Annotated in this window: 17 protein-coding genes and 1 pseudogene; 13 read left to right on the top strand and 5 right to left on the bottom strand. The window is 60.1% G+C overall.

The window, feature by feature from the left end:
- The first annotated feature begins 64 nt into the window (after window positions 1-64).
- From ACH2ED_RS20010 to ACH2ED_RS20000, 3 genes are read left to right on the top strand one after another with little or no spacing between them, the layout of a single operon-like run.
- Window positions 65-931 (top strand): hypothetical protein, encoded by an 867-nt coding sequence (locus ACH2ED_RS20010; protein ID WP_395094494.1) that lies wholly within the window; start codon window positions 65-67, stop codon window positions 929-931.
- A gap of 33 nt (window positions 932-964) precedes the next feature.
- Window positions 965-1,564 (top strand): hypothetical protein, encoded by a 600-nt coding sequence (locus tag ACH2ED_RS20005; protein ID WP_395094493.1) that lies wholly within the window; start codon window positions 965-967, stop codon window positions 1,562-1,564.
- A 58-nt stretch (window positions 1,565-1,622) separates the two neighbouring features.
- Complete coding sequence (locus ACH2ED_RS20000; protein ID WP_395094492.1) at window positions 1,623-2,705, top strand: TIM barrel protein; 1,083 nt, start codon at window positions 1,623-1,625, stop codon at window positions 2,703-2,705.
- A gap of 28 nt (window positions 2,706-2,733) precedes the next feature.
- On the opposite strand, the pseudogene ACH2ED_RS19995 reads toward ACH2ED_RS20000, so the two are convergent.
- Window positions 2,734-3,070, bottom strand: a pseudogene (locus ACH2ED_RS19995) (ATP-binding protein).
- Between the two features lie 590 nt (window positions 3,071-3,660).
- Here ACH2ED_RS19995 and ACH2ED_RS19990 point away from each other — a divergent pair.
- From ACH2ED_RS19990 to ACH2ED_RS19980, 3 genes are read left to right on the top strand one after another with little or no spacing between them, the layout of a single operon-like run.
- Window positions 3,661-4,149: an SET domain-containing protein-lysine N-methyltransferase gene (locus ACH2ED_RS19990; RefSeq protein WP_395094491.1), complete on the top strand. Its 489-nt coding sequence runs from the start codon at window positions 3,661-3,663 to the stop codon at window positions 4,147-4,149.
- A gap of 21 nt (window positions 4,150-4,170) precedes the next feature.
- Complete coding sequence (locus tag ACH2ED_RS19985; RefSeq protein ID WP_395094490.1) at window positions 4,171-8,133, top strand: amino acid adenylation domain-containing protein; 3,963 nt, start codon at window positions 4,171-4,173, stop codon at window positions 8,131-8,133.
- On the top strand, window positions 8,130-9,095 hold the full coding sequence (locus ACH2ED_RS19980; protein WP_395094489.1) for a heparan-alpha-glucosaminide N-acetyltransferase domain-containing protein: 966 nt from the start codon (window positions 8,130-8,132) through the stop codon (window positions 9,093-9,095). The genes ACH2ED_RS19985 and ACH2ED_RS19980 overlap by 4 nt, the downstream gene beginning before the upstream one ends.
- Here ACH2ED_RS19980 and ACH2ED_RS19975 read toward each other — a convergent pair.
- Window positions 9,092-11,269 carry a sulfatase-like hydrolase/transferase gene (locus ACH2ED_RS19975; RefSeq protein WP_395094488.1) on the bottom strand — a complete coding sequence of 726 codons (2,178 nt, stop codon included), beginning with the start codon at window positions 11,267-11,269 and terminating at the stop codon, window positions 9,092-9,094. The two genes, ACH2ED_RS19980 and ACH2ED_RS19975, sit on opposite strands and share 4 nt — an antisense overlap.
- Window positions 11,270-11,341: 72 nt before the next feature.
- Between ACH2ED_RS19975 and argH the strand changes: the two genes are divergently transcribed.
- The 3 genes from argH (at window position 11,342) to ACH2ED_RS19960 (ending at window position 14,972) form a co-directional block, all read left to right on the top strand.
- On the top strand, window positions 11,342-12,724 hold the full coding sequence (argH, locus tag ACH2ED_RS19970; protein WP_395094487.1) for an argininosuccinate lyase: 1,383 nt from the start codon (window positions 11,342-11,344) through the stop codon (window positions 12,722-12,724).
- A gap of 9 nt (window positions 12,725-12,733) precedes the next feature.
- Window positions 12,734-13,759, top strand: a complete 1,026-nt coding sequence (locus ACH2ED_RS19965) for an NgoMIV family type II restriction endonuclease (protein ID WP_395094486.1) — start codon at window positions 12,734-12,736, stop codon at window positions 13,757-13,759.
- A gap of 64 nt (window positions 13,760-13,823) precedes the next feature.
- Window positions 13,824-14,972: an RNA methyltransferase gene (locus ACH2ED_RS19960; RefSeq protein WP_395094485.1), complete on the top strand. Its 1,149-nt coding sequence runs from the start codon at window positions 13,824-13,826 to the stop codon at window positions 14,970-14,972.
- A gap of 13 nt (window positions 14,973-14,985) precedes the next feature.
- Here the strand turns inward: ACH2ED_RS19960 and plsY are convergent, their stop codons facing one another.
- Window positions 14,986-15,582 (bottom strand): glycerol-3-phosphate 1-O-acyltransferase PlsY, encoded by a 597-nt coding sequence (gene plsY, locus ACH2ED_RS19955; RefSeq protein ID WP_395094555.1) that lies wholly within the window; start codon window positions 15,580-15,582, stop codon window positions 14,986-14,988.
- 9 nt (window positions 15,583-15,591) lie between these two features.
- Window positions 15,592-17,052 (bottom strand): glucose-6-phosphate dehydrogenase, encoded by a 1,461-nt coding sequence (gene zwf / locus ACH2ED_RS19950; RefSeq protein ID WP_395094484.1) that lies wholly within the window; start codon window positions 17,050-17,052, stop codon window positions 15,592-15,594.
- A 28-nt stretch (window positions 17,053-17,080) separates the two neighbouring features.
- Here zwf and ACH2ED_RS19945 point away from each other — a divergent pair, with 28 nt between their 5' ends.
- Together ACH2ED_RS19945 and ACH2ED_RS19940 are read left to right on the top strand one after the other, a co-directional pair.
- Window positions 17,081-18,364, top strand: coding sequence for a PhoPQ-activated pathogenicity-related family protein (locus tag ACH2ED_RS19945; protein ID WP_395094483.1), 1,284 nt, complete (start codon window positions 17,081-17,083; stop codon window positions 18,362-18,364).
- Between the two features lie 78 nt (window positions 18,365-18,442).
- Window positions 18,443-18,622: a hypothetical protein gene (locus ACH2ED_RS19940; protein WP_395094482.1), complete on the top strand. Its 180-nt coding sequence runs from the start codon at window positions 18,443-18,445 to the stop codon at window positions 18,620-18,622.
- Window positions 18,623-18,624: 2 nt separating this feature from the next.
- Here ACH2ED_RS19940 and ACH2ED_RS19935 read toward each other — a convergent pair whose 3' ends face one another.
- Window positions 18,625-19,752 carry a DUF3472 domain-containing protein gene (locus ACH2ED_RS19935; protein WP_395094481.1) on the bottom strand — a complete coding sequence of 376 codons (1,128 nt, stop codon included), beginning with the start codon at window positions 19,750-19,752 and terminating at the stop codon, window positions 18,625-18,627.
- Window positions 19,753-19,789: 37 nt separating this feature from the next.
- Between ACH2ED_RS19935 and hisF the strand changes: the two genes are divergently transcribed.
- The gene (hisF, locus tag ACH2ED_RS19930; RefSeq protein ID WP_395094480.1) at window positions 19,790-20,557 is read left to right on the top strand and encodes an imidazole glycerol phosphate synthase subunit HisF; all 768 of its coding nucleotides are present in this window, start codon (window positions 19,790-19,792) and stop codon (window positions 20,555-20,557) included.
- Between the two features lies 1 nt (window position 20,558).
- Complete coding sequence (locus ACH2ED_RS19925) at window positions 20,559-20,792, top strand: ankyrin repeat domain-containing protein (protein WP_395094479.1); 234 nt, start codon at window positions 20,559-20,561, stop codon at window positions 20,790-20,792.
- The last annotated feature ends 92 nt before the right edge of the window (window positions 20,793-20,884 follow it).

Genomic DNA, 20,884 nt, shown 5'->3' with positions numbered 1-20,884 from the left:
CAGCTCCATGCGGAATTTAAAAATTCGTAACGCTGCCGTAACGATTCTGGGGAATAATGGAGCCATGATGCTCTTACCTATTCCCGTTCCGATAGTTTTCGTCGTTCCCGCCGCCCAGGACGTGTCGTTCACCGAATACCAAAAAAAGTACCTCGCCGCGTTTGACAAAGCGGGTTTTCAGCAGGGGAAGGCGACGGAGATAAGCGGCCTTGGAAAACGCATCGAGGTTCTGTTGACAAAGGCCGGGGAACAGTTCGTCCTGACATTCAACAATGTTTACATCAAGATTGAGCAGAGACTTCCGCTGGCCGACTCGCCCGCCGCCAAGGCGCTTCATGGCCCTCAAATCAAAGAAAAGTTCCCCTCCGTCAAGGCGGAATTCGACGCGCAAGGGGTCACCCTGTCGCGCGTCGACACTCCGGCGGAGATCACCCCGGAGTATATGATCGAGGACATGCTCGCCGACGTGCAGGGTGCGGCAAAGCTATTTTCAACCTCAGCCGCCCCGATGCCCGCGCCCGGCGGTTCGTTGGAGGCCGCGCTCAAAGACGCCGGTCTGGCGTTCAGCAATAACGGGGGGTTCTACTCGCTGAAGTTCAGCTTCTCCAATACCGGGCGAAGCCAGACCGCCTATATCCGCAAGGAAATCTTCAGCTCAAGCTCCCTTAAAACGCGCAAGATCGTCTCGTTTTGCTACGATGCCAAAAACGCCCCCGGCGCGGAAATCCTTAAGACTGTCTTTCAGAAGCACCTTGGCATAGGCGGCTTCGGCCTCGAAGCGCCCGAGGGAGCGCAGAAGAACTGGCGGATTTTCTTTCGCATAGACGCTCCTGCGGAGATTTCGCCCGAGTTGCTCAAACAATACCTTAACCTGGTCGCTGCAACCGCCGACGAAATCGAAAAAGAACTCGGAAAAGAGGATAAACTCTGATGCCCACACCGCCATAGCGGTAAAATAGGAGGCATGACCTACAGTGATTTCACTAATCTGGAGATGACACTTCGGGCGTTTGCGCTTCAGGAAGACCGACAGGCTCTTTTCCCCGACGTGACTCCCGTGGCTCCCAGCGCATGGCTGGAGGAGTCTCTGCGCTACGGGCTGCCGCTGGCTGAGGGAGGGCTGGAGAAGGCACGATCCGAGTTTGTGGCAGCCCCGATTCTGCTGGAGATCGCCAAGCGGCACCAGGGAACCGTGACCCTGCACTCGGGCCGTATGCTCAACGTGGACAAGAAGCGCGGACTGGCAGGCGAGTGCGACTTTCTTCTGGCGCAAGGCCGCGTCCCGCAGGTGCTACGCCGCCCGATTCTCTCCGTGGTCGAGGCCAAGAAAGACGATGTGATGGATGGCCTGGGGCAGTGCGTTGCCCAGCTTGTCGGGGCGCGTCTCTGGAACCAACAAGAGGATGCCGACGCCGACACGCTCTATGGCTGCATCACCACCGGCACCGCCTGGCTCTTTGTCTTGCTGCAAGGCCAGACTATTATTGTGGACAATGAGACGCGCTATATCAACGAGCTGGCGACCATTCTGGGAATTTTGGATGTCGTTGCACAGCGCATTTAGCATTGGCGGGATTTTGCAAAGTACGTTAACATAATAGCCACTAGGAGTATTTTCAACGATGGCATTTCGCAAAGATAGCGCGGGGGACTGGACCCCAGCAACGACGACGTACGCACTGGGTGAGGCTTTTGCAGCAGGCGTCTGGAACATGGGGCCCGGCGGTGGACGGTTCGCCCCGATCATGCGCCCAGCACTCTCGCTGGAGGAGACACTGGCCAAACTCAAAGCAGCGGGCTGCTCGCACGTGGAGTTTCATGACACCGAAGCCGAGCCCGAGGACGCGGTAGACATCAAGAAGGCCGTGGACAACGCGGGGATGAAAGTGGCGATGTGTACCGCCAATCTCTTCAAGCGTGGCCCGGAGTTCGCGATTGGCAACTTCGGCGCACCCGTGGCCGCCACGCGTGCTGAGGCGATCCGCCGTACGAAGAACTACATCACGACGGGTATTGAGGTATTCCAGAGCGAAATCTATGTTTATTGGAACAGCTCCAATGGCTTTGGTGGCCCGCTGATGGTCAACTACGCCGACTGCTACCGCCAGACCGCCGAGAGCCTCAGCGAAGTTGTCCAGTGGATGCTCGATACCTATGGCCCGGAACGCGCACTGCCCATCGCCATCGAGCCCAAGCCCAACGAGCCTGCCAACTGGGCCGTTCCCGCCGACGCCGGTGAGACCCTGGCGATTATCGGGATGATGCCCACCGCGCTTCAGCCGTTTGTCGGAACGAATCTTGAGGTCTGCCACTCCACCATGGCCGGCAAGCGCTACGCCGCTGAGCTGGGCTTGGTTGCTGCTGCCAAGAAAGCCTTCTATGTCCACCTGAACAGCGGCTCGGGCCTGAAGTTCGATGAGGATCTGGCGTTTGGTGATAACGACTTTGGCATGGCGGTGGAGACGGTCTACACGATGCAGGAGATCGGCTACAACGCTGTTGTCGGGATTGACTGCCAGCCACTCAACACCGACACGCCAGAGCAGCAAAACGCCTCCGTGGCGCGCTCAGTGCGCAACTTCAACCGCGCACTAGAAATCTGCAACACGCGCATCAACGCCGACGAGCTTAATGCGCTCCGTGCGATTGGCGACCGCGCTGGCCTTTCCGACCTGTTCGCCCGCGCCGTGAGCGGGCTGGCGTAATATCCGACGCAAGGAGGCTAAAGCCCCCTCAGACCCGTGTGGTTTGGGGGGGCTTTTGATTGGGGAGTAGCAAGGTGACGCTGGTTCCCTCGCCGAGGGTGCTATGAATTTCCAGCCTGCCGCCGTGGGCTTCGGCGATGGTCTGAGCGATGGCGAGGCCCAGGGCCGGTGTCGGTGACAGTGAAACCGTCGGTGTGCGCGGTGAGGGTGACGGTTCCTGTGACGGGAGTGTGGCGCAGGGCGTTGTCCAGCAAGTTCAGCAGGAGCTGAACAAGATAGTCATAGTCCCCCTGAAGAGTGGAGACATCGGCCTGGATGACAATCTGGGCGCTCGCCTTGTGAAGCAGTCCCGCGGTCTGGCTCACTTCCTCCAGAAGCGCGACCGGCTCAATGACCCGAGACTGCAAGGGAAGCGTAGCGGCATCGCCACGGGCCAGCTCGGTGTTGATCTTAGTGACGGCTCCCTCCGCTAAACGCCCAGAGGGCACCCGGAGCTTCTGAAATTATGTCCAGGACACAATCACAAAAAACAACAATGCTCTGACTTCAGGCTTCTTGCAGAACGCTCGGCGCTTCCGCCCACGTTAGCCTGCAAAGGCACCGTCCGTGCCCCAGGCATGGTGCGCCGCGCACCTATGCCAAGCACAACTCGAAAGTTGCACCAACACTACAAGACGCGAAGATTTTACAGGCGGAGCTTGGTAGCTCCGCACCTGGCAAACGAGACGTCACACTCAAATGTAGTTCCTTGCCAGAACCCCTTGGAATCTTCTGTAAACAAGGTGTGACGGCTAGATACTCCGGCAAAAGTGAGAACAAAGTTGAGGGGGCAAGTAATGAACGATTCATGATATTGACGGGAGATTTCACCGACGGGGAACACCGTAGGGGGATTTTGGGAGCGGTCTTGCCTCGCTTTCATTTTTCTCTCATTTCTCTTCGATACAGTTCCCTTATGAACTCAGAGAAGACTAAACCACGCGTCGGGGTGCTGCGGCTACGTGGTCAGTTTCAGCTCGTGGCCACGGAGCCGGTGCCGATTGCAGCGGGCGAGCTGCTCTTTCATATTGAAGGAGAGCAGACAAGCCACCCGACCCGCTACTCTGTCCAGATTGGGGAGAGCGCGCATATTGACCTAGGGGAGAGCGTCATGGAGACGATTCTGGATCGCTACTACTGGCGCTTCATGAACCACCACTGCGAACCCAGCGCCTACATCTGGGGGCGCGATGTCTATGCGGCCCGTGTGATTCAGCCCTGGGAGGAGATCACGTTTAACTACAACACCACCGAGTACGCAATGGCGGAAGCGTTTGAGTGTCAGTGTGATAGTGCACGCTGCCGGGGTGAAATCCAGGGATTCAAGCAGCTCACCGTCCCTGAGCGCGAGGCGCTTCGTCCTTGGCTTGCCCCGCATCTTCTGCGCCTGCTCCGTGCCGAGTAAAAGTCGTACAATGGGGCAAGAATGACAGTGCCCACATGCCTTCACGAGTTCTTCGAGCACGCCGCGCGCACCTGGCCCGATGCCATTGCCATTGAGGTTCCCCCAAGCGCCACACGCCCGGAGCGCATCACGCTCACCTACGCCCAGCTTGCCCAAGCCGCTGAGGCGCTTCGCGTGCAGTTTCAGAGCGAAGTGATCGGGGAGTGCGTCGTTGCGATCTTGCTCTCCCGAGACACAGCGCTTCTCTACGCAGCGCAGCTTGCCGTGCTACAATCTGGAGCGGCGTATGTGTGCATTGATCCCTCGTTTCCCGACGAGCAAGTGCGCGAGATTCTCAAAGACTCCCGCGCCGTGCTACTCCTCACCGACTCTCACGGCCTTGCCCGCGCCGAGCGCGGCGCGTTTCCCGTGCAGATTTTCAACCTCTCCTCCCCAGCCCTCCCGGGTACCCTCTGGGTGCGGGCACTCGCAAGCTCGTTGGGAAAGGAGGGAGCCAATTCCCCTTTCCCAGCGACGAAGGAGCGTCCGGGAGAGGGGCTAGGGGAGAGGTTCACCGAGAGGTTAGCCTACGTGATCTACACCTCAGGCACTACGGGAAAGCCCAAGGGCGTTCTCATTGAGCACCGGAGCATTGTGAGTCTGGTGCACTCAGATCTCGCCGAGTTTGGGCTGGGGCCGGGAGATCGGGTGGCCCAGGGCTCGTCGCCCGCGTATGACTCATCGGTGGAGGAGATCTGGCTCGCACTGGCATCCGGGGCGAGTGTGGTGGTCATGGACGATGAGGCGGCGCGCCTTGGGCCGGACTTGGTAACGTGGCTAAGAGACGAGCGTATTACGGTTCTCTGCCCGCCACCGACACTGCTACGAACGACAGGCTGCGAGCACCCCGAAACAGCACTGCCTGAACTCAAGCTGCTCTATGTCGGGGGCGAGGCACTGCCCCGCGACATTGCGGATCGCTGGGCACTCGGGCGGCGGCTGGTCAATGGCTACGGCCCCACGGAGTGCACGGTCACGGCCTTGCGCGGCGATATTCGCGTGGGGGAGCCGATTACCATCGGCACGCCCGTGCCCGGCTTGCAAGCCTATGTTCTTGATGCCGAGCTTAACGAGGTGGCAGAGGGAATCTCGGGGGAGCTGTGTCTGGGCGGAGTGGGGCTCGCACGCGGCTACCACAAGCGGCCGGAGCTGACGGCGGAGAAGTTTTTCATGCACCCCTCTCTCGGGCGGCTTTACCGAACGGGCGATCTCGTGCACCGCGATGCCGAAGCGAAGGGTGGCGCGTTTCACTACCACGGGCGGCTCGATTCACAGGTCAAACTGCGCGGCTACCGCATCGAGCTGGAAGCGATTGAAACCTGCCTGGCACAGTGCGACGGCGTCCGCGAGGCGGCGTGCTGCATCCAGAACAACGGCAACGACCTAGCCGCGTTTATTGTCCCGACGGACTCCACGCAGCAGCCAGACTTCGACACACTCAAGGCGGCGCTTCGTGAGGCGCTGCCACCCTACATGATCCCCGCGCTCTTTGGCGTACTCGCGGAGCTACCCAAAAGCGTTGGCGGAAAGCTCAAGCGGGAGAGCTTACCGACACTGAGTCGCTCAGAACGCAGTGCAGAGCGAGCGATTATTGCGCCGCGCACCCCACTGGAAAAGACACTTGTAGCCGCTTTTGCGCAAACGCTGACGCTGGATGTATTTTCCGTCACCGATGATTTCTTTCAGGAGCTCGGGGGCACATCGCTGCAAGCCGCGCAGCTGATCTCCCGCCTGCGCACCGATCCTGCCACCGCCTCACTAACCGTCCGCGATCTCTACGAAGCCCGCACGGTTGCCGCGCTGGCACAGAGGGTTTTACCGCCTACACACGAATCCCGACAAACCCAGCGACAAGCAACCTTGCCGCTGGACACGCGCGGCGAGCGACGCACCGGGCTACTCCAGAGCCTGTGGCTTCTGCTAGAGCTCACGCTCGCCTCGTTTGCGGCCTACGGCGGCTTCTTCGAGCTTCTTCCCACGCTGCTCCAGCGGCTGGGACTGGTGCAACTGATCTTACTCACCCCACCCTTGCTTTCTCTCGGGCTGGCGCTCTACACCCCTCTGGCCGTCTTTGTTGCTGTCTTGGTGAAGCGCCTGCTGATCGGCAAGTACACACCGCGTCGCGAACCCGTGTGGGGAGATTTTTATCTGCGCCACTGGATCCTGGTGCAAGTGGTACGCCTGATTCCCTGGCCCGTACTCGTGGGCACCGAGTTTCAGTGCTGGGCGCTGCGGGCGCTCGGGGCACGGATCGGGCAGCGCGTGCATCTCCACCGGGGCGTGGATCTGATCCAGGGCGGCTGGGACTTACTAGAGCTTGGCGATGACGTGACGGTGAGCCAGGACGCGGCTCTGCGGCTGGTGGAGCTGGAAGACCGGCACCTGGTCATCGGGCCGATTACGCTCGGTACCGGCGCGACACTGGATGTCCGGGCGGGGGTCGGGCCGGGTGCCTCTCTGGCGTCGGGTGCCTATCTCACCGCGCTCTCGTCGCTGCCAGCGGGTACTGCAATTCCCGCAGGCGAGCGCTGGGACGGCATTCCCGCGCAGCCTGCGGGACACGCCCCGCCCGTGCCGCCCCTCACGCAAACGACGCACCGCGCTCTCTCGCCGCTTGCCTATAGCCTTGCATTGTTGCTCGCACAGAGCACTCTCTGGTCGGTGCTCGCTCTGCCGCTGGAGCTGCTCACTACCGGGGCAATTGTCTGGCTAGGCCTAGAAACACAGAGCCTGGCGCACTCGCTGCCGATATTTACAGGGCTCCTAACTCTGGCGCTCCCACTCACGCTGGCGCTGGAGGCACTGGCCGTTCGTGCGCTGGGCCACGTCTCAGAAGGTGTGCTCGCGCGCTGGAGCCTGGGCTACATTCGCGTGTGGCTCAAAGCGGGACTCGTGGACTCTGCCGGAGAGTGGCTCAGCGGTGCCCTTTTCTGGCCACTCTGGCTCCGGGCAGCGGGAATGCGCGTGGGGCGAAGCTGCGAGATTAGCACGATTATTGACGTCATCCCAGGATTGGTCGAGATCGGGCCGGAGACATTCTTCGCGGACGGTATCTATCTCGGGGGGCCAAAAGTACATCGCGGCACAGTGACACTCGCCAAAGTAAAAATCGGCACCAATGTCTTTCTGGGAAATCACGTGGTCGTTGCCGGTGGCCAGAGCTTACCCGATGATATTCTGCTGGGTGTCTGCACCGTCGCCAATGACGCGCTCATGACAAGTGGCACTTCCTGGTTTGGGCACCCGCCCTTTGCACTCCCGCGCCGCGAGATTGTTGCCTACGATCGTGAGCTTACCCATAATCCGAGTGTCCTTCGCTACCTGGATCGCCTGTTTTGGGAGACACTCCGCTTTGCCTTGCCCGTGGTGCCGACTCTCGTACTCTCTAAGAGCTTGGCGAGCATGTCGCAACACATGTGGGCTGCGCCGCCGGTCGCAATGACGGGAGCTGCGACGCTCTGCCTAACAATTCTGGTGCTCAAGTGGCTTTTACTGGGAAAGACGCGCCCTGGGACGCACCCGCTCTGGTCGTGCTGGTGCAGCCGCTGGGACTTTCTCTACGTCGCCTGGGGAGTCTACGCCCGTGGGACACTCACGGCTCTCGAAGGCACTCCCATGCTCACTTCGTATCTGCGGGCGATGGGTCTCAAGCTCGGACGTGGCGTCGTGCTAGGCAGTGGTTTCTCGCAAGTGGTGGACCCGGACATGATCGAGATCGGCGACGGAGCCACGGTGACGGCGGCGTTCCAAGCCCACACGTTCGAGGACCGCGTGCTGAAACTCAATAAAGTACGAATCGGCGCGTATGCAACCGTGGGAAGCAACACTGTTCCACTCTACGGAGCCGTCATCGGCGAGGGAACCTATGTCGCACCACACAGCGTCATCATGAAAGATGAGCTCTTACTCCCCGGTCAGCACTACGAAGGGGCTCCCACGCGATGAGCCAGGTTACCCGCCTTCCCGCACTCGATGTTGCACGTGGAATCGCCGTCTTGGGGATGATCTACCTGCACTTGGTCGGCTCCAAACTGGCGAATATTCTCGAAGGCCGAGCAGCGGCGCTCTTCTTTTTGCTCGCAGGAATGGCCTGGGCGCTCCAAGCACAGCGCACGTTCCCTTCGATGAAGTTCGCTCGCCGCGCCCTGACCCTCGCGATTTTCGGGGCACTGTTTCATCGCTTTGTCTGGCCCACCGAAGTTCTGGTGCCGCTCGCGCTGATGATGGTGCTCTGCTTCTTGCTCTGGCGTACGGGCCAACGCGCAGTCTGGAGTGCGCTGGTTCTGGTTCTCGTTGTCACGCCGCTCGTCCCGAGACGCTACGCTCACTTCGTCACCACAGACTGGCTCGACGACGGCAGTCATCTTGCGGACCACGGCCTTGGCGGGGCGACGTTTCGAGCGCTTGTCTTTGATGGAAACTACCCGATTCTTCCCTGGCTCGCGCTGCCGCTTCTGGGAGTTATTGCCGTTACTGGCACCGGGCCGACGACCAAGCGTGCTCGTCGCTGTTTTTGGGGCGCACTGGTCGTTGCCATTGCGGCGCAGCTCTACGCGGAGCGACTTGGCCCCTGTACCTGGATTCCGACCACACTGCCATTTTTACTGCGCATCGGGAGCAGCGCGGCGGCAGTGATCGCGGGTCTGCTCTGGTGGGACGGTGCACGGGGCTTGCCAAGAATCACGCAGCCACTCGCACGGCTTGGACGGGCGTCGCTCACCCACTACGTCCTGCATATTGTCGCCGTCTTTGCCCCGCTGCGCCTGCTCTACCCCGACGAAGACTGGCCCGTGCACCTAGGGCTCTGGGCGTTCTTTGGCTACGTGCTCCTCGCGCTGCCGCTCACCACGCTCTGGTTCCGGCACTTTTCGCGTGGCCCGCTGGAGAGCCTCTGGGCACGTGTCTAGAAATCCGTTCCCATTTTATCCAGGTTTAGCTCCTTGATCCACGCATTGCGGTAGCGCACATCGTGGCCCTCGCACTGGAGCTTGAGGCCCTGGGGCGTGTCCGTGATCCCGCGCCCATTGTCGTTTCCGCCATCCACGCCGGAGTCAGCGCCGCCCCAGACCTGACTAATGGATACGTCCGAGTGCGCTTTCTGGCCATTGAGGTAGATTGTCGTGCGGGCCTTCTCGACCAGCTTGCCGCCCACAAAACGCGCGGCACGAAAGACAATATCGTAGGCATTCCACTTTCCGAGGCCATGATAGGCGTGGTACGGCGCGGGCTGCTCATTGATCACCGCCCCGAGGCCGTGCGTCGTTCGGTCACCGTCGCAGATTTGTATTTCATAGCGGTTCTGAAGATACACCCCGCTGTTGCCCCCCGGCTTTGCGATCCAGAACTCGATGTGCAACCGAAAATCACGGTAGGCGCGTTTTGTCACAATATCCGCCGCGCCGTAGAGCCCCCCGGCGGCAGCGGGATCGTCGGTCTGGATACAAGTGCCACCGTCTACGAGGTCTTGAACCACCTGCCACTTAATCGGCAGCGACGAGCGAAAGCGCGGGCCTTGCCAGTACGTCCACTTGTCATCGAGCAGCTTTCGGGTGCCGTCCAGAATCACCTCCGCGCCCGGAAGGGGCTTGGCACCGATTCCAATATCGCGCCGCTTCTTCGGATACGGTGGAGTCGTGCGGCCCTCGGCCTTCACGCGCTCCAGCAGCGCTTTGAGCTCCTGTACGACCTCAGGCTTCTCGGCGTAGCGATTGGTGCGCTCGGCGGGGTCGTCTTTGAGAGAGAACAGCTCACCGGGCTGGCCGTGCGCCGGGCCGGGCCGTAGCGACTCCGGCTCGCCCTTGCCGTTATCGTTGCCACTAGGGGCATTGATAAAGACCCAGTCGTCTTTGCGGAGGGCAAACTTCCCAGATGCGGCTTGATGCACTGTGGGAGTCGTGCGCCTCTTGCCTGGCTTGCCGGTTAGCGCGGGCAGTAGATCCACACTGTCCTCGGCGGAGTTCGCGGGCAGCTCAGCGCCCAGTACCCCGGCCAGAGTCGCCATCAAGTCCACGTGACAGATTGTCTCTTTACACACCGAGCCCGGGCGAATTTTCCCGGGCCAACGTGCGAGAAACGCAACACGGTGCCCGCCTTCCCACATATCGCGCTTGGCTCCGCGCAAGCCTCCCCGGCTGTCGTGGCCAAACTCCGTGATGCGGTCATAGACGCCGATCTTCACCTCCCCCGTGAGCTCCGGACCATTGTCCGACGTAAAAATCACCAGGGTGTTTTCCTCCAGCCCGTTTCGCTTGAGCGCCGCTAAGATATCCCCAACGACGCCGTCGGTCTGCGCGACAAAATCACCGTAGGCTCCGGCTTTTGTCTTGCCCTGCCACTCGGGCGAGGGCGCGATGGGAAAGTGTGGCGAGGTCAGTGGCAGGTACAAAAAGAACGGTTTACTGTTTTTACTGTCTTTACTTGCCTTGCCTGCCTTCTCCAGCCAGCGCACGGCGCGGCGGCCCACTTCGGGGAGAATGTCTTCGAGCTGCCAGCCATCGAGGATCGGACCGGGCCGGTTGATCTGCCCGACTTTCTCCGTGTGGCGTGTGGGAACTCCCAGGGTTCGGTCGCCCTCGATAAAGCAGTAGGGCGGGTAGTTGGGCAAGTCCACACCAAAGTAATAATCAAAGCCCCGCGCCGTTGGGCCGTCGCCGATGGGTTTGGAAAGATCCACATTGCTCGGCCCAGCGTTCACGCCCTTGGGCGGCGCACCGTCTTTGGTCGGCCAGGTCCAGCCCAGATGCCACTTCCCCACACACGCCGTCGCGTAGCCGTGGCCGCGCAGCAACAAGGCGAGATTGAGGCGATCTCTCTCTAAAATCGGCTTTCCCCACGGTGCCACCACCCCGTTTTGCAGAATCCCGCGCCAGGCATAGCGCCCGGTCAGCATCGCATAGCGCGTGGGAGAGCACACGGAAGCGGGCGCGTGCGCATCGGTGGCGCGCACGCCCTCACGGGCGAGCTGATCGAGATTCGGGGTCGGAATCTTCGAGGCAGGATTGTAACAGCTCAGATCCCCGTAGCCGAGGTCATCGGCGAGGATCACGACAATATTGGGACGATTAAGCGGCATTGCAGGCATGGAGAAGGGTTCACCGCGCGGTATGGGATTTCCTACCTCGCTCCCACCTAGTCGTGATACTATGACCCCGATATGGCACTCTGGGGCGGACGATTCGAGGGCACGACCGATGCTCTCGTCTGGAAATTTAATCAGTCACTTCCTTTTGACCAGCGGCTCTGGCGCGAGGATATCACCGGCAGCATCGCGCACGCGAGGATGCTGGGCAAGCAGGGCATTATCCATGAGAGCGACGCGGCGAAGATCGTGGGGGGTCTGGAGAGTCTCTTTGCGGAATTAGAGAGTGGTGCGGCGAGCCTGCCGCCCGAGGCCGAGGACATTCACTCCGCCATAGAGAGCATGCTCTTTGAGCGTCTGGGCAAAGAGGTCGCGGGCAAGCTTCACACCGCGCGCTCTCGCAACGACCAGATCGCGACGGACATACGCCTCTGGCTGCGCACGGCGCTGGATGAATTGCGCGGAGAATTAACCAAGCTTCGGGTGCAGCTCGTCGCGCTGGCCGAGGTGAATCTGGGGACGGTGCTGCCCGGCCGCACACACCATCAGCACGCGCAACCGGTTCTGCTTTCTCATCACTTTCTGGCCTACTTCTGGATGCTCAGCCGCGACGATGAGCGCCTTGCGGACTGCCGCAAGCGCCTAAATTTTCTGCCGCTTGGAGCGGGGGCACTGGCGGGAACACCGTTTCCGATAGATAGAAATTTTGTCGCCGCCGAGCTGGGCTTTAGCGGTATTTGCCCTAACTCGCTCGATGCCGTCGCCGACCGGGACTTCGCCGTAGAGTTTTGCGCCGATGCCAGCTTGCTTCAGCTTCACTTATCGCGTCTCGCGGAAGAGCTGGTGCTCTGGAGTACGCCAGAGTTTGGCTTTGTGGAATTGGCCGACTCAGTGACCACAGGCAGCAGCATCATGCCGCAAAAGAAAAACCCGGATGTCGCCGAGCTGATCCGGGGCAAGACGGGGCGCGTGTATGGCGACTTAACCACGCTGCTCACTCTCATGAAGGGCCTCGTGCTCACCTACAACAAGGACATGCAGGAAGACAAAGAGCCGCTCTTTGATGCCGCCGACACCGTCACGCTCTGCGTCTCGCTCATGCACCGGATGCTGGAAACAGCGGCCTTCAAGCCCGAACGCATGCTGAAATCTATGCGCGGCGACTTCTCCACCGCCACCGACCTCGCCGATGCCCTTGCCGCCGACGGGATTCCCTTCCGCGAAGCCCATGAGATCGTCGGGCGCATCGTCCGGGGCTGTCTCGTCACCAAGATTGGGCTGGAAGACCTCACACTAGAAGCACTTCTGACCTACGACCCTCGTTTCACCACCGCTGCACTGGCAGCAATTACACCGGAGGCCTCCGCCAATGCGCGCACGAGCCCAGGGGGGACGGCCCGCGCGGCCGTCGAAACCCAAATCAAGCAAGCCCGAGCCAGTCTCGGCAGTGGCGGGTAAAATGGGGCTATGGCAGAGCTAACCAGTATCGAGATTTGCGCCGGAGCAGGTGGGCAAGCTCTTGGTCTGGAGCGTGCTGGGTTTAACCACCTTGCCCTCTACGAGCTGGATAAACACGCCTGTCAGACACTCCGAGCGAATCGCCCCAACTGGCAGGTGATCGAGGGGGATGTTGCAGAGAGTTCGCTCTGCGCTTTCCGAGGGCAAGTTGACCTCTTTGCGGGTGGCGTTCCGTGTCCCCCCTTTTCGCGTGCGGGAAAACAGCTTGGTAGTGCGGATGAGCGCGATCTTTTCCCCGAGGCTCTGCGCCTTGTTGCCGAGTGTCAGCCACGTGCTGTGATGCTCGAAAATGTTCGGGGGATGCTAGATCGTGTCTTTGACGAGTACCGGCAGAAAATCCGTCAGCACCTGACGGAACTGGGCTACGTGGTTCACTGGCGCTTGCTCAATTCTTCGGATTATGGTGTCCCTCAGCTTCGCCCTCGTTCGGTTCTCGTGGCAATTCGGCAACCATGGGCAAGTAGCTTTATCTGGCCGACACCCGACTACTTCACACCCGCACCAACCGTCGGTGAAGCACTTTACGAGCTCATGGCTACGGGGGGCTGGTTAGGTGCTACTGCTTGGCGCAACAAAGCCAATGCTATTGGTCCCACTGTTGTGGGAGGCTCTAAAAAACACGGAGGGCCGGATCTGGGACCGACCCGTGCTAAAAAAGCATGGGCGGAGCTTGGGGTAGATGCTCATGTGCTGGCGAATGCCCCCCCCCCGCCTGAATTCTGTGGAATGCCGCGTCTCACCGTCGAGATGGTCGCGCGGCTCCAAGGCTTCCCTGTGGACTGGCGTTTTGTCGGTGTTAAAACCCATGCCTATCGCCAAGTGGGTAATGCGTTTCCCCCTCCTGTTGCACAGGCAGTGGGAGAAGCTATCTATGCAGCACTAACGGCCGGGAAAGATGGCGAGCTATTGGAGATTACGGTGAGTGGTAAACGACTAAAAGACATTGCGGACCTTCCGCTAGATTTGGCGGTATAAAATGCGATCAGAACCAAGTAAGCCAGGGAAACGAAGTGCGCCACGAGCCACCCCAAAGCCTCCTATGAAAGCGGTAAAAGGTGGCAAGGGCAAGCCAGGATCAAAGCCCGAACCCGTCTCGGTTAAGAAACCGGAACCAACCGCTGAGTATATTATCGAGACCGTGCCCGGGCTGGAGCAGCTTGCTTCCGCCGAGGTTCGGGAGCGCTTTCCCTCGCCGCCCAAAAAAGAGAGAGATGAGCCGGGGGTGCTACGCCTAGCGTTCAGTGGTAAGGCGGAGCGTCTACTCGCCTTACGCCTGGCCGTGGCGGTCTTCCGCTGGCGTATGCATCCTGTGCCGCGCCCCACGGGGCTGCTTGGGCATCAGTACTTCTCCGCAATTCTCAGCGACTGTCGGGCAGCAATCGCGCTTCACCCCGAGGGTAGCTTCACGTCGCTGCGGCTGGCGGCGGCAGGACGCGCCACCGAGGTGATGGCCCGGCTGGCGAGCGAGCTGGCAAAAGCGCTGAACCTGACGGTAGACAACACGGGCGAGGAAACTCAGACCCTGCTAGTGCGGCTACGGCCTCTACAGAAGAAAGTGGAGAAACCACCGCGCCGTCGCTCGCGTGACGATGCCCCTGAGGTGGATGAGTTCTACACGGTCTGGGAGAGCTTAGTGAGCCTCTCGCCACGCCCTCTCTCCACCAGAGCCTGGCGCGTGTCAAACTATCCCGGGGCCGTCAATGCCTGTGTGGGCTATGCAATGGCCAAGCTTGCCGGCGAGTCCGAGCACTTTCTGAATCTCTGCGCGGGCTCTGGGACAATCCTCATTGAGCGTGAGCAAAAAACCGCACTCGGCTGCGACACGAGCAAGGCGGCTCGGACAGCGGCAGCGGCCAACGGAGTCGAGCTGAAAGACTGGGACGCGACCGCAGTGCCTCTGGACGATGGCTGGGCGGATGCGATTGCCGCAGATTTGCCGTTCGGGCAGCGCATCGGCTCGCACAAAGACAACGTCAAGCTCTATCCCGCGCTCCTCACCGAGGCGGCACGTCTGCTCAGGCCGGGCGGGACTGGAGTCTTTCTGACGCACGAGATTCGCCTGTTTGAGGAGACTCTGGGACCGCAGTGGAAGATCGAGCGCGTGATTCCCCTCGCGCTAGGTGGCATGCACCCGAGGCTCTATGTTCTAGAGCGGCTTGCTCCGAAGAAAGGTGCGCGAAAAGCGTAGCGAGGAGAGACGCTTAGGGCGAGGAAGGCTTCTTGCGAAAGTGGCTCTCCTCGCCTTTGAGCAAGCGCTGAATATTGCTGCGGTGGCGGACAATCACAAAGAGCCCAACGACGGCCCCAAAGAGCTTTAGGGCCCGCGGGTCGCCGAAGACCCAGAAGAGGCTCGCCTGGGCCACCGCGGCGGCAATCGAGCCCACGGAGATATAGTCGGTAACCGCCACAACCACGATAAAGACCCCAAAGGCGCTCAGCCCGACTCGCCAGTCCAGGCCGAGCAGCACGCCAAGTGCCGTAGCGACACCTTTTCCGCCCCTGAAACGCACAAACGGCGAGTAAATATGCCCGAAGACTGCCGCGAACCCCGCCCCGACAACCCACTCCGGGCTCAGTGCCAGCTGGTGGGCTAAAAAGACTGGCAGCCCCCCCTTGAGCGCGTCCAGAACAAAGACCAGTGCCCCCAAGGGCTTGCCGAGCTGGCGCATCGCATTGGTCGCCCCAATATTGCCGGAGCCTTTCTCGCGCAGGTCAATTCCCTTGAGCTTACCGATCACCAGCCCAAAGGGAATGGCGCCCACCAGAAACGCAAGAAGACAGACCAGCTCGGGGCGCATCGGAGGCAATTACGGGGTTCTCCAGCTCTGGCCGGGATCGAGCAGCGTGCTGGCCTTCTCTGGTCCCCAGGTTCCGGTGAAGTACGGCTGGATATCGTGCGGGCGCTCTTTCCATGCGTCCATCACGGGCGTCAGGAGCTTCCACGCCGCCTCGACCTCATCCCCACGAGCAAAGAGGCTCGCATCGCCCCGGATCGTGTCCAGAATCAGCCGCTCGTAGGCATCGGCAATGGGCATGTCCTTGAACTCGTCGCGGTAGAGAAAGCCGAGTTTCACAGGGCGTAGAGTCATGTTCGGCCCGGGCTGCTTGGCCCCCATCTGAAGAAAGATTCCCTCATCGGGCTGGATGCGCAACACCAGAACATTGGGATGCACTTCATCACGATTAGTTTTTGCAAATAGCACCTGCGGGATCGCCCGGAACTGAACAGCCACTTCCGTAGTACGCTTGGGCATCGCCTTGGCACAGCGCACGTAGAACGGAGTTCCCGCCCAGCGCCAGTTGTCCATGTGGAGCTTCATCGCCACGTAGGTCTCGGTATCGGAGCCAGGCGGAACACCCTCCTCATGGCGGTAGCTATCGTACTGGCCACGCACGGTCAGCCGGTGAACATCCTCGTGGGAGATGGGCCGAATTCCTCGGATCGCCTTGACTTTTTCGTCCCGAACGGCGTTGGCATCCAGGCGCACGGGCGGCTCCATGGCCACAAGCGAGAGAATCTGCAGCGCATGGTTCTGCAGTACATCACGGGTCATCCCTGTGGCATCGAAGAAGTTGCCGCGCCCCTCTACTCCAATTGTCTCGGAAACCGTGATCTGCACGTGGTCCACGTACTTATGGTTCCAGAGCGGCTCAAAGATCTCATTGGCGAACCGGAAGAACAGAATATTCTGAACCGTTTCTTTACCCAGATAGTGATCAATGCGGTAGACCTGATCCTCGGTGAAGTACCCTAGTAGCGCCTCGTTGAGATGCCGACTGGTCTCTAAGTCGTAGCCAAAAGGCTTCTCGACGATCACCCGCGCCCAGCCGTGGTTCGTCATCCCACGGCGCGAGAGCCCTGCCTGACCTAGATGTTCTACCACTCCCTCGTACTGCTCCGGTGGAATGGCGAGATAAAAGAGCCAGTTATGGTGGGCATTGCGCTCCGTGTCCACTGTCTCCAGCTTCGCCCGTAGTGCGGCAAAGCCCTCGGAGGAGTCGAACTCACCACGGACATAGAAACAGCGCTGCTCAAACGAGTCCCACTTATCCAGGGAAACTTTCGGTGCGAACTCCGCCATGGAGGCCTTGAGATCCGCACGAAAAAGAGTGTCGTCTTTGTCGCGGCGGGCATAGGCCAGGATCACAAAGTCCTCGGGAAGCAGTCCCTCACGGTGAAGCGCGTAGAGAGCGGGAGTGAGCTTGCGGCGCGTAAGATCGCCGGTCGCACCAAAGAGAACAAAAACACAGGGATCGAGATCGTTCATTCTGATTCTCAGGGTATCATGTACAGCTATGAACCGACGACGTTTTCTTTCAACTTTTACCGGAGCAGCGCTCGCGGGCTCCCTTCCCGCCACTGCCCACGCCGAAGGGGGCCTGCGCGGTTACATTGCGCGCCCGGAACCTGCCTACAAGTGGGAAAAACGCAGCGAAAAAAAGATCGCCGGAGGGATGATCTACGACCTCTGGCTGGTCTCGCAGACCTGGCACGAATATCTCTGGGAACACCGTTTGCAGCTCTTTGTGCCTGAAAAAGTGCTCGCCGCTGACTTCTGCACCTTGCTCAACACGGGAGGCGGGGGCAGCTCCGAGGAGGAGCTGATCGGAATGTTCGCCGCAAAAAGCGCCCAGAGTGCATTTGCCATTCTCTACCATATTCCTAAACAGCCTCTCTATGGTGGGCTCAAAGAGGATGCATTAATTGTCTATACCTGGCAAAAATTCCTAGAAACAGGCGACGACACCTGGCCGCTGCACTTCCCGATGGCAAAGGCGGTGATCAAGGCCATGGACGCGCTCCAAGCGTTCAAGCCCGAGCTGAAGCGCTTTCTGATCACCGGCGCGAGCAAGCGCGGCTGGACGACCTGGCTGGTCGGGGCAAGCGGTGATACGCGCGTGGTCGGGATCGCACCCATGGTCATTGATGTTCTCAATGTCGAAAAGCAGATTCCTCATCAGCTAGAGATGTACGGCAAGCCCAGTGAGCAAGTGGCTGACTACACCGCCGTCGGCTTTGATAAGTTATTGCTCGCACCGCGTGGCAAAGAACTGATGCGGCTAGAGGACCCGATTTCTTACCGCGATCAGCTCACGCTCCCCAAGCTGATCCTCTTGGGCACCAACGACCGCTACTGGTCACAGGACGCGCTGAATCTCTACTGGGATGATCTCAAGGGCGCGAAGTGGGTGCTCTACATGCCCAACTCTGGCCATGGGCTGGAGGACCGCGGGCGGCTCCTCACCACCCTGGCCGCCTTTTCCCGCACACTGGCACAGGCAAAAAAGTGGCCGACACCGACATGGAAGTGGACTGCCACAAAACGGAGCGCCGAGCTACGGATCGAGAGCGATGTCCCCCTCGTCTCCGCGCGTCTCTTTCACTGCACTGCCGCTACCACAGACTTCCGCGACTCCAAGTGGATATCGGAGGAGATCGCGGCCTCCGGCAAGACCGCGCAGGGACGCTATGAAGCCCCCGAAACTGGTTTTGCCGCCACCTACGGCGAGCTGACTTACGAGCTAGAGCCTGGCAAGCCCTTCACCCTGGCAACCCAGATGCAGATTCTCGGCAAATGAAACATTATCCGTAAAAATACGGTTTTTACTGCCTGCATAGTGCGAATGCTACGAATCTTGCATTAGGCTAACTCCACAGTGAGTTATCTTAATACCAAAGACAAATTTGTGGCGGCACTGATGGCGCTCTCCACTATCGGGCTGCTGGGAGCGTTTTGTGCACTGGTGGGAGCCAAGCGTACCGGTGCTGAGAGCCTAGGGGCACTGGTGCTCGGGGGGCTTTGCTTGTCTTGCACACGGCGTATGCTGCGCGGCTAATCCTACTTCGGGAGCAGCTCGGGGGGCTTCCCGTGGACCTTGCGTGGAGGCAGTGGGTCTTTGTAGGCAATCCCGTTCTTCACAAAGCCACCGTTGGATAGATACCAGCGCCCGCTCTTGGCCACCCCCGCCGCAAAGTCCAGTCGGTCTTTGGCACGCCCGGTGGCATCGCAACTAAAGCTTGCTGTTTTTAGTTCTTGCCATTTATTATCACTATTACGAACCCAGGTAGGGCCAAACTCCGCCAGGCGTAGAAGCTGCCCATTGTCACCGCCGAAGTTCTCATTGAACGAGTAGAGCCCGCTGAGGTAGTTGCCGTCTTTGGGCGCACGGAAGCGGGCGATGAGGCCCCAGGCACGCTTCTCCGGGAACCAGAAGTAGCCGGAGTAGACGGTCTGCCTGCCTTTTCCTATTTGTACGGGCTCGGCGTGGACGAGAAACTTATAGGTCGTGTCCTTCTTCCAGGGATAGACCACGTGGCTGTGCCCGCCCGTGCCCTCGTTGCCAAAGCCGCTCGCGATCACACCGTCGCCTTTTGCCAGGAGCTTCACCTGGTCTTCATCGGCCACTTTGCTGCGATCCACGCCCTCGTTGCCACTGTCCCAGATCGAGAAGATAATGCGGCGCTCCGTGGGGCTGTTCACTTGAATCCCAAAGTACCCGCGCGCAAAGCCACAGGCCATGTAGTAGGAGTAGAGCGGCTCGGTTCGCACCGTCACTTCGTTGTAGAACCACTCCGCCTTGACCTCTTTGTCCAGCGCATAGCTCAAGTGCACCGAAGCGGCGTTCTTACGCTCTTTCAGATTAAAATGCGCCTCTTTAATAACTGAGCCGGAGAGCAAGAGTGCCTCGGCTTTTCCGGGGGATTTCAGAGCGAAGCGCCAGTAGCCCGGTGTGACAGAGATCCTATCCTTGCCACCCACAAAGCAGCGTGCTGTCTTGGTAAAGCTCTCGAAGCCCGGCTCACGGATGCCGTCTTTGGTTACTTTCTCGATAAAAAGATCGCCGCCCTTGCCTTCCAGAGAAAAGCTAAGTGCCCCAGCTTGCTTTAGCTCGCCGTACCAGACCATCACCCCATTTTCCTCGTAAGCCGTGAAAGCCGGGATACGTAGTGTTGACTCTTGTTTCATACTGTCTTAGGTTATTCGCCGCGATAGAATAAAAGTCATGCTTACCCGCCGGATTATTCCCTGTCTCGATATCAAAGAGGGCCGCGTCGTTAAAGGCGTCAATTTTTTGGGCCTGCGCGATGCGGGCGATCCAGTGGAGCTGGCGGCGCGCTACGATGCGCAGGGCGCGGATGAGCTGGTCTTTCTGGATATCACGGCATCGTCGGATAAGCGGAGCTTAATTTTCGAGCTCGCCAGCCGAGTGGCTGAGCAGGTCTTTATCCCGTTTACCGTGGGCGGCGGCATTACTTCAGTGGACGATGTCCGACGCATGGTTGCCACAGGAGCCGACAAGGTCTCGATCAACTCGGCGGCGCTACGCAATCCCGAGCTGATTCGTGAGGCCAGCGAGCGCTTCGGGAGCCAGTGCATTGTTGTGGCGATTGACCCTAAAAAAACGGGCAACACGAAGTCCGGCTGGGAGGTGCACTCGCACGGCGGACGCACTCCCACCGGGATAGACGCGCTAGAGTGGGCCGAGAAAGTCGCCACGCTGGGCGCGGGCGAGATTCTCTTAACCTCGATGGACGCCGATGGCATGAAGACCGGCTACGACCTTCCGCTCACCCGCGCCATCTCTGATCTCGTCCCCATTCCCGTGATCGCCTCAGGGGGAGCGGGGACGCCGCAGCACTTAGTCGAAGCCGTCACTGAGGGCCGCGCCGACGCGGTGCTTCTGGCCTCCATGCTGCACTACGGCGAGTACACCGTCGGGCAGCTCAAAGACTATCTTGCCGAGAGCGGCGTGGCGGTGCGGAAGATCTAAGATGCGAGAGCTTGGACTGGGCTGGCTTCTGAGCCGCAGGAAGCGTAAGCGCTTGCCTGCTCCGCTCGATGCCGCGCTGATCGCCGCCATCAAAGCGGGTGATCTGGAGCAAGTGCGCCGCTGCCTGGATCGGGGAGCCAACCCCAACGCTCGTCCAGGTTGCGACGCTTCTAATCGAGCGTGGCGCTTCGGTGAAGGTCAAGCTGCCCAATGGGGTTACCCCACTCTACCCTAATCTTGTCCCATATCTTTTCCCGACAGGGCTGACATCGCCATTTGCCAGCCCTCTTCCAAACCATCTAAACGACGAAGCCCAAGCCACAAACT

The sequence above is a fragment of the Armatimonas sp. genome, assembly GCF_043757465.1.
Lineage (GTDB): Bacteria > Armatimonadota > Armatimonadia > Armatimonadales > Armatimonadaceae > Armatimonas.
This window is presented reverse-complemented; position numbering and strand designations above follow the sequence as displayed.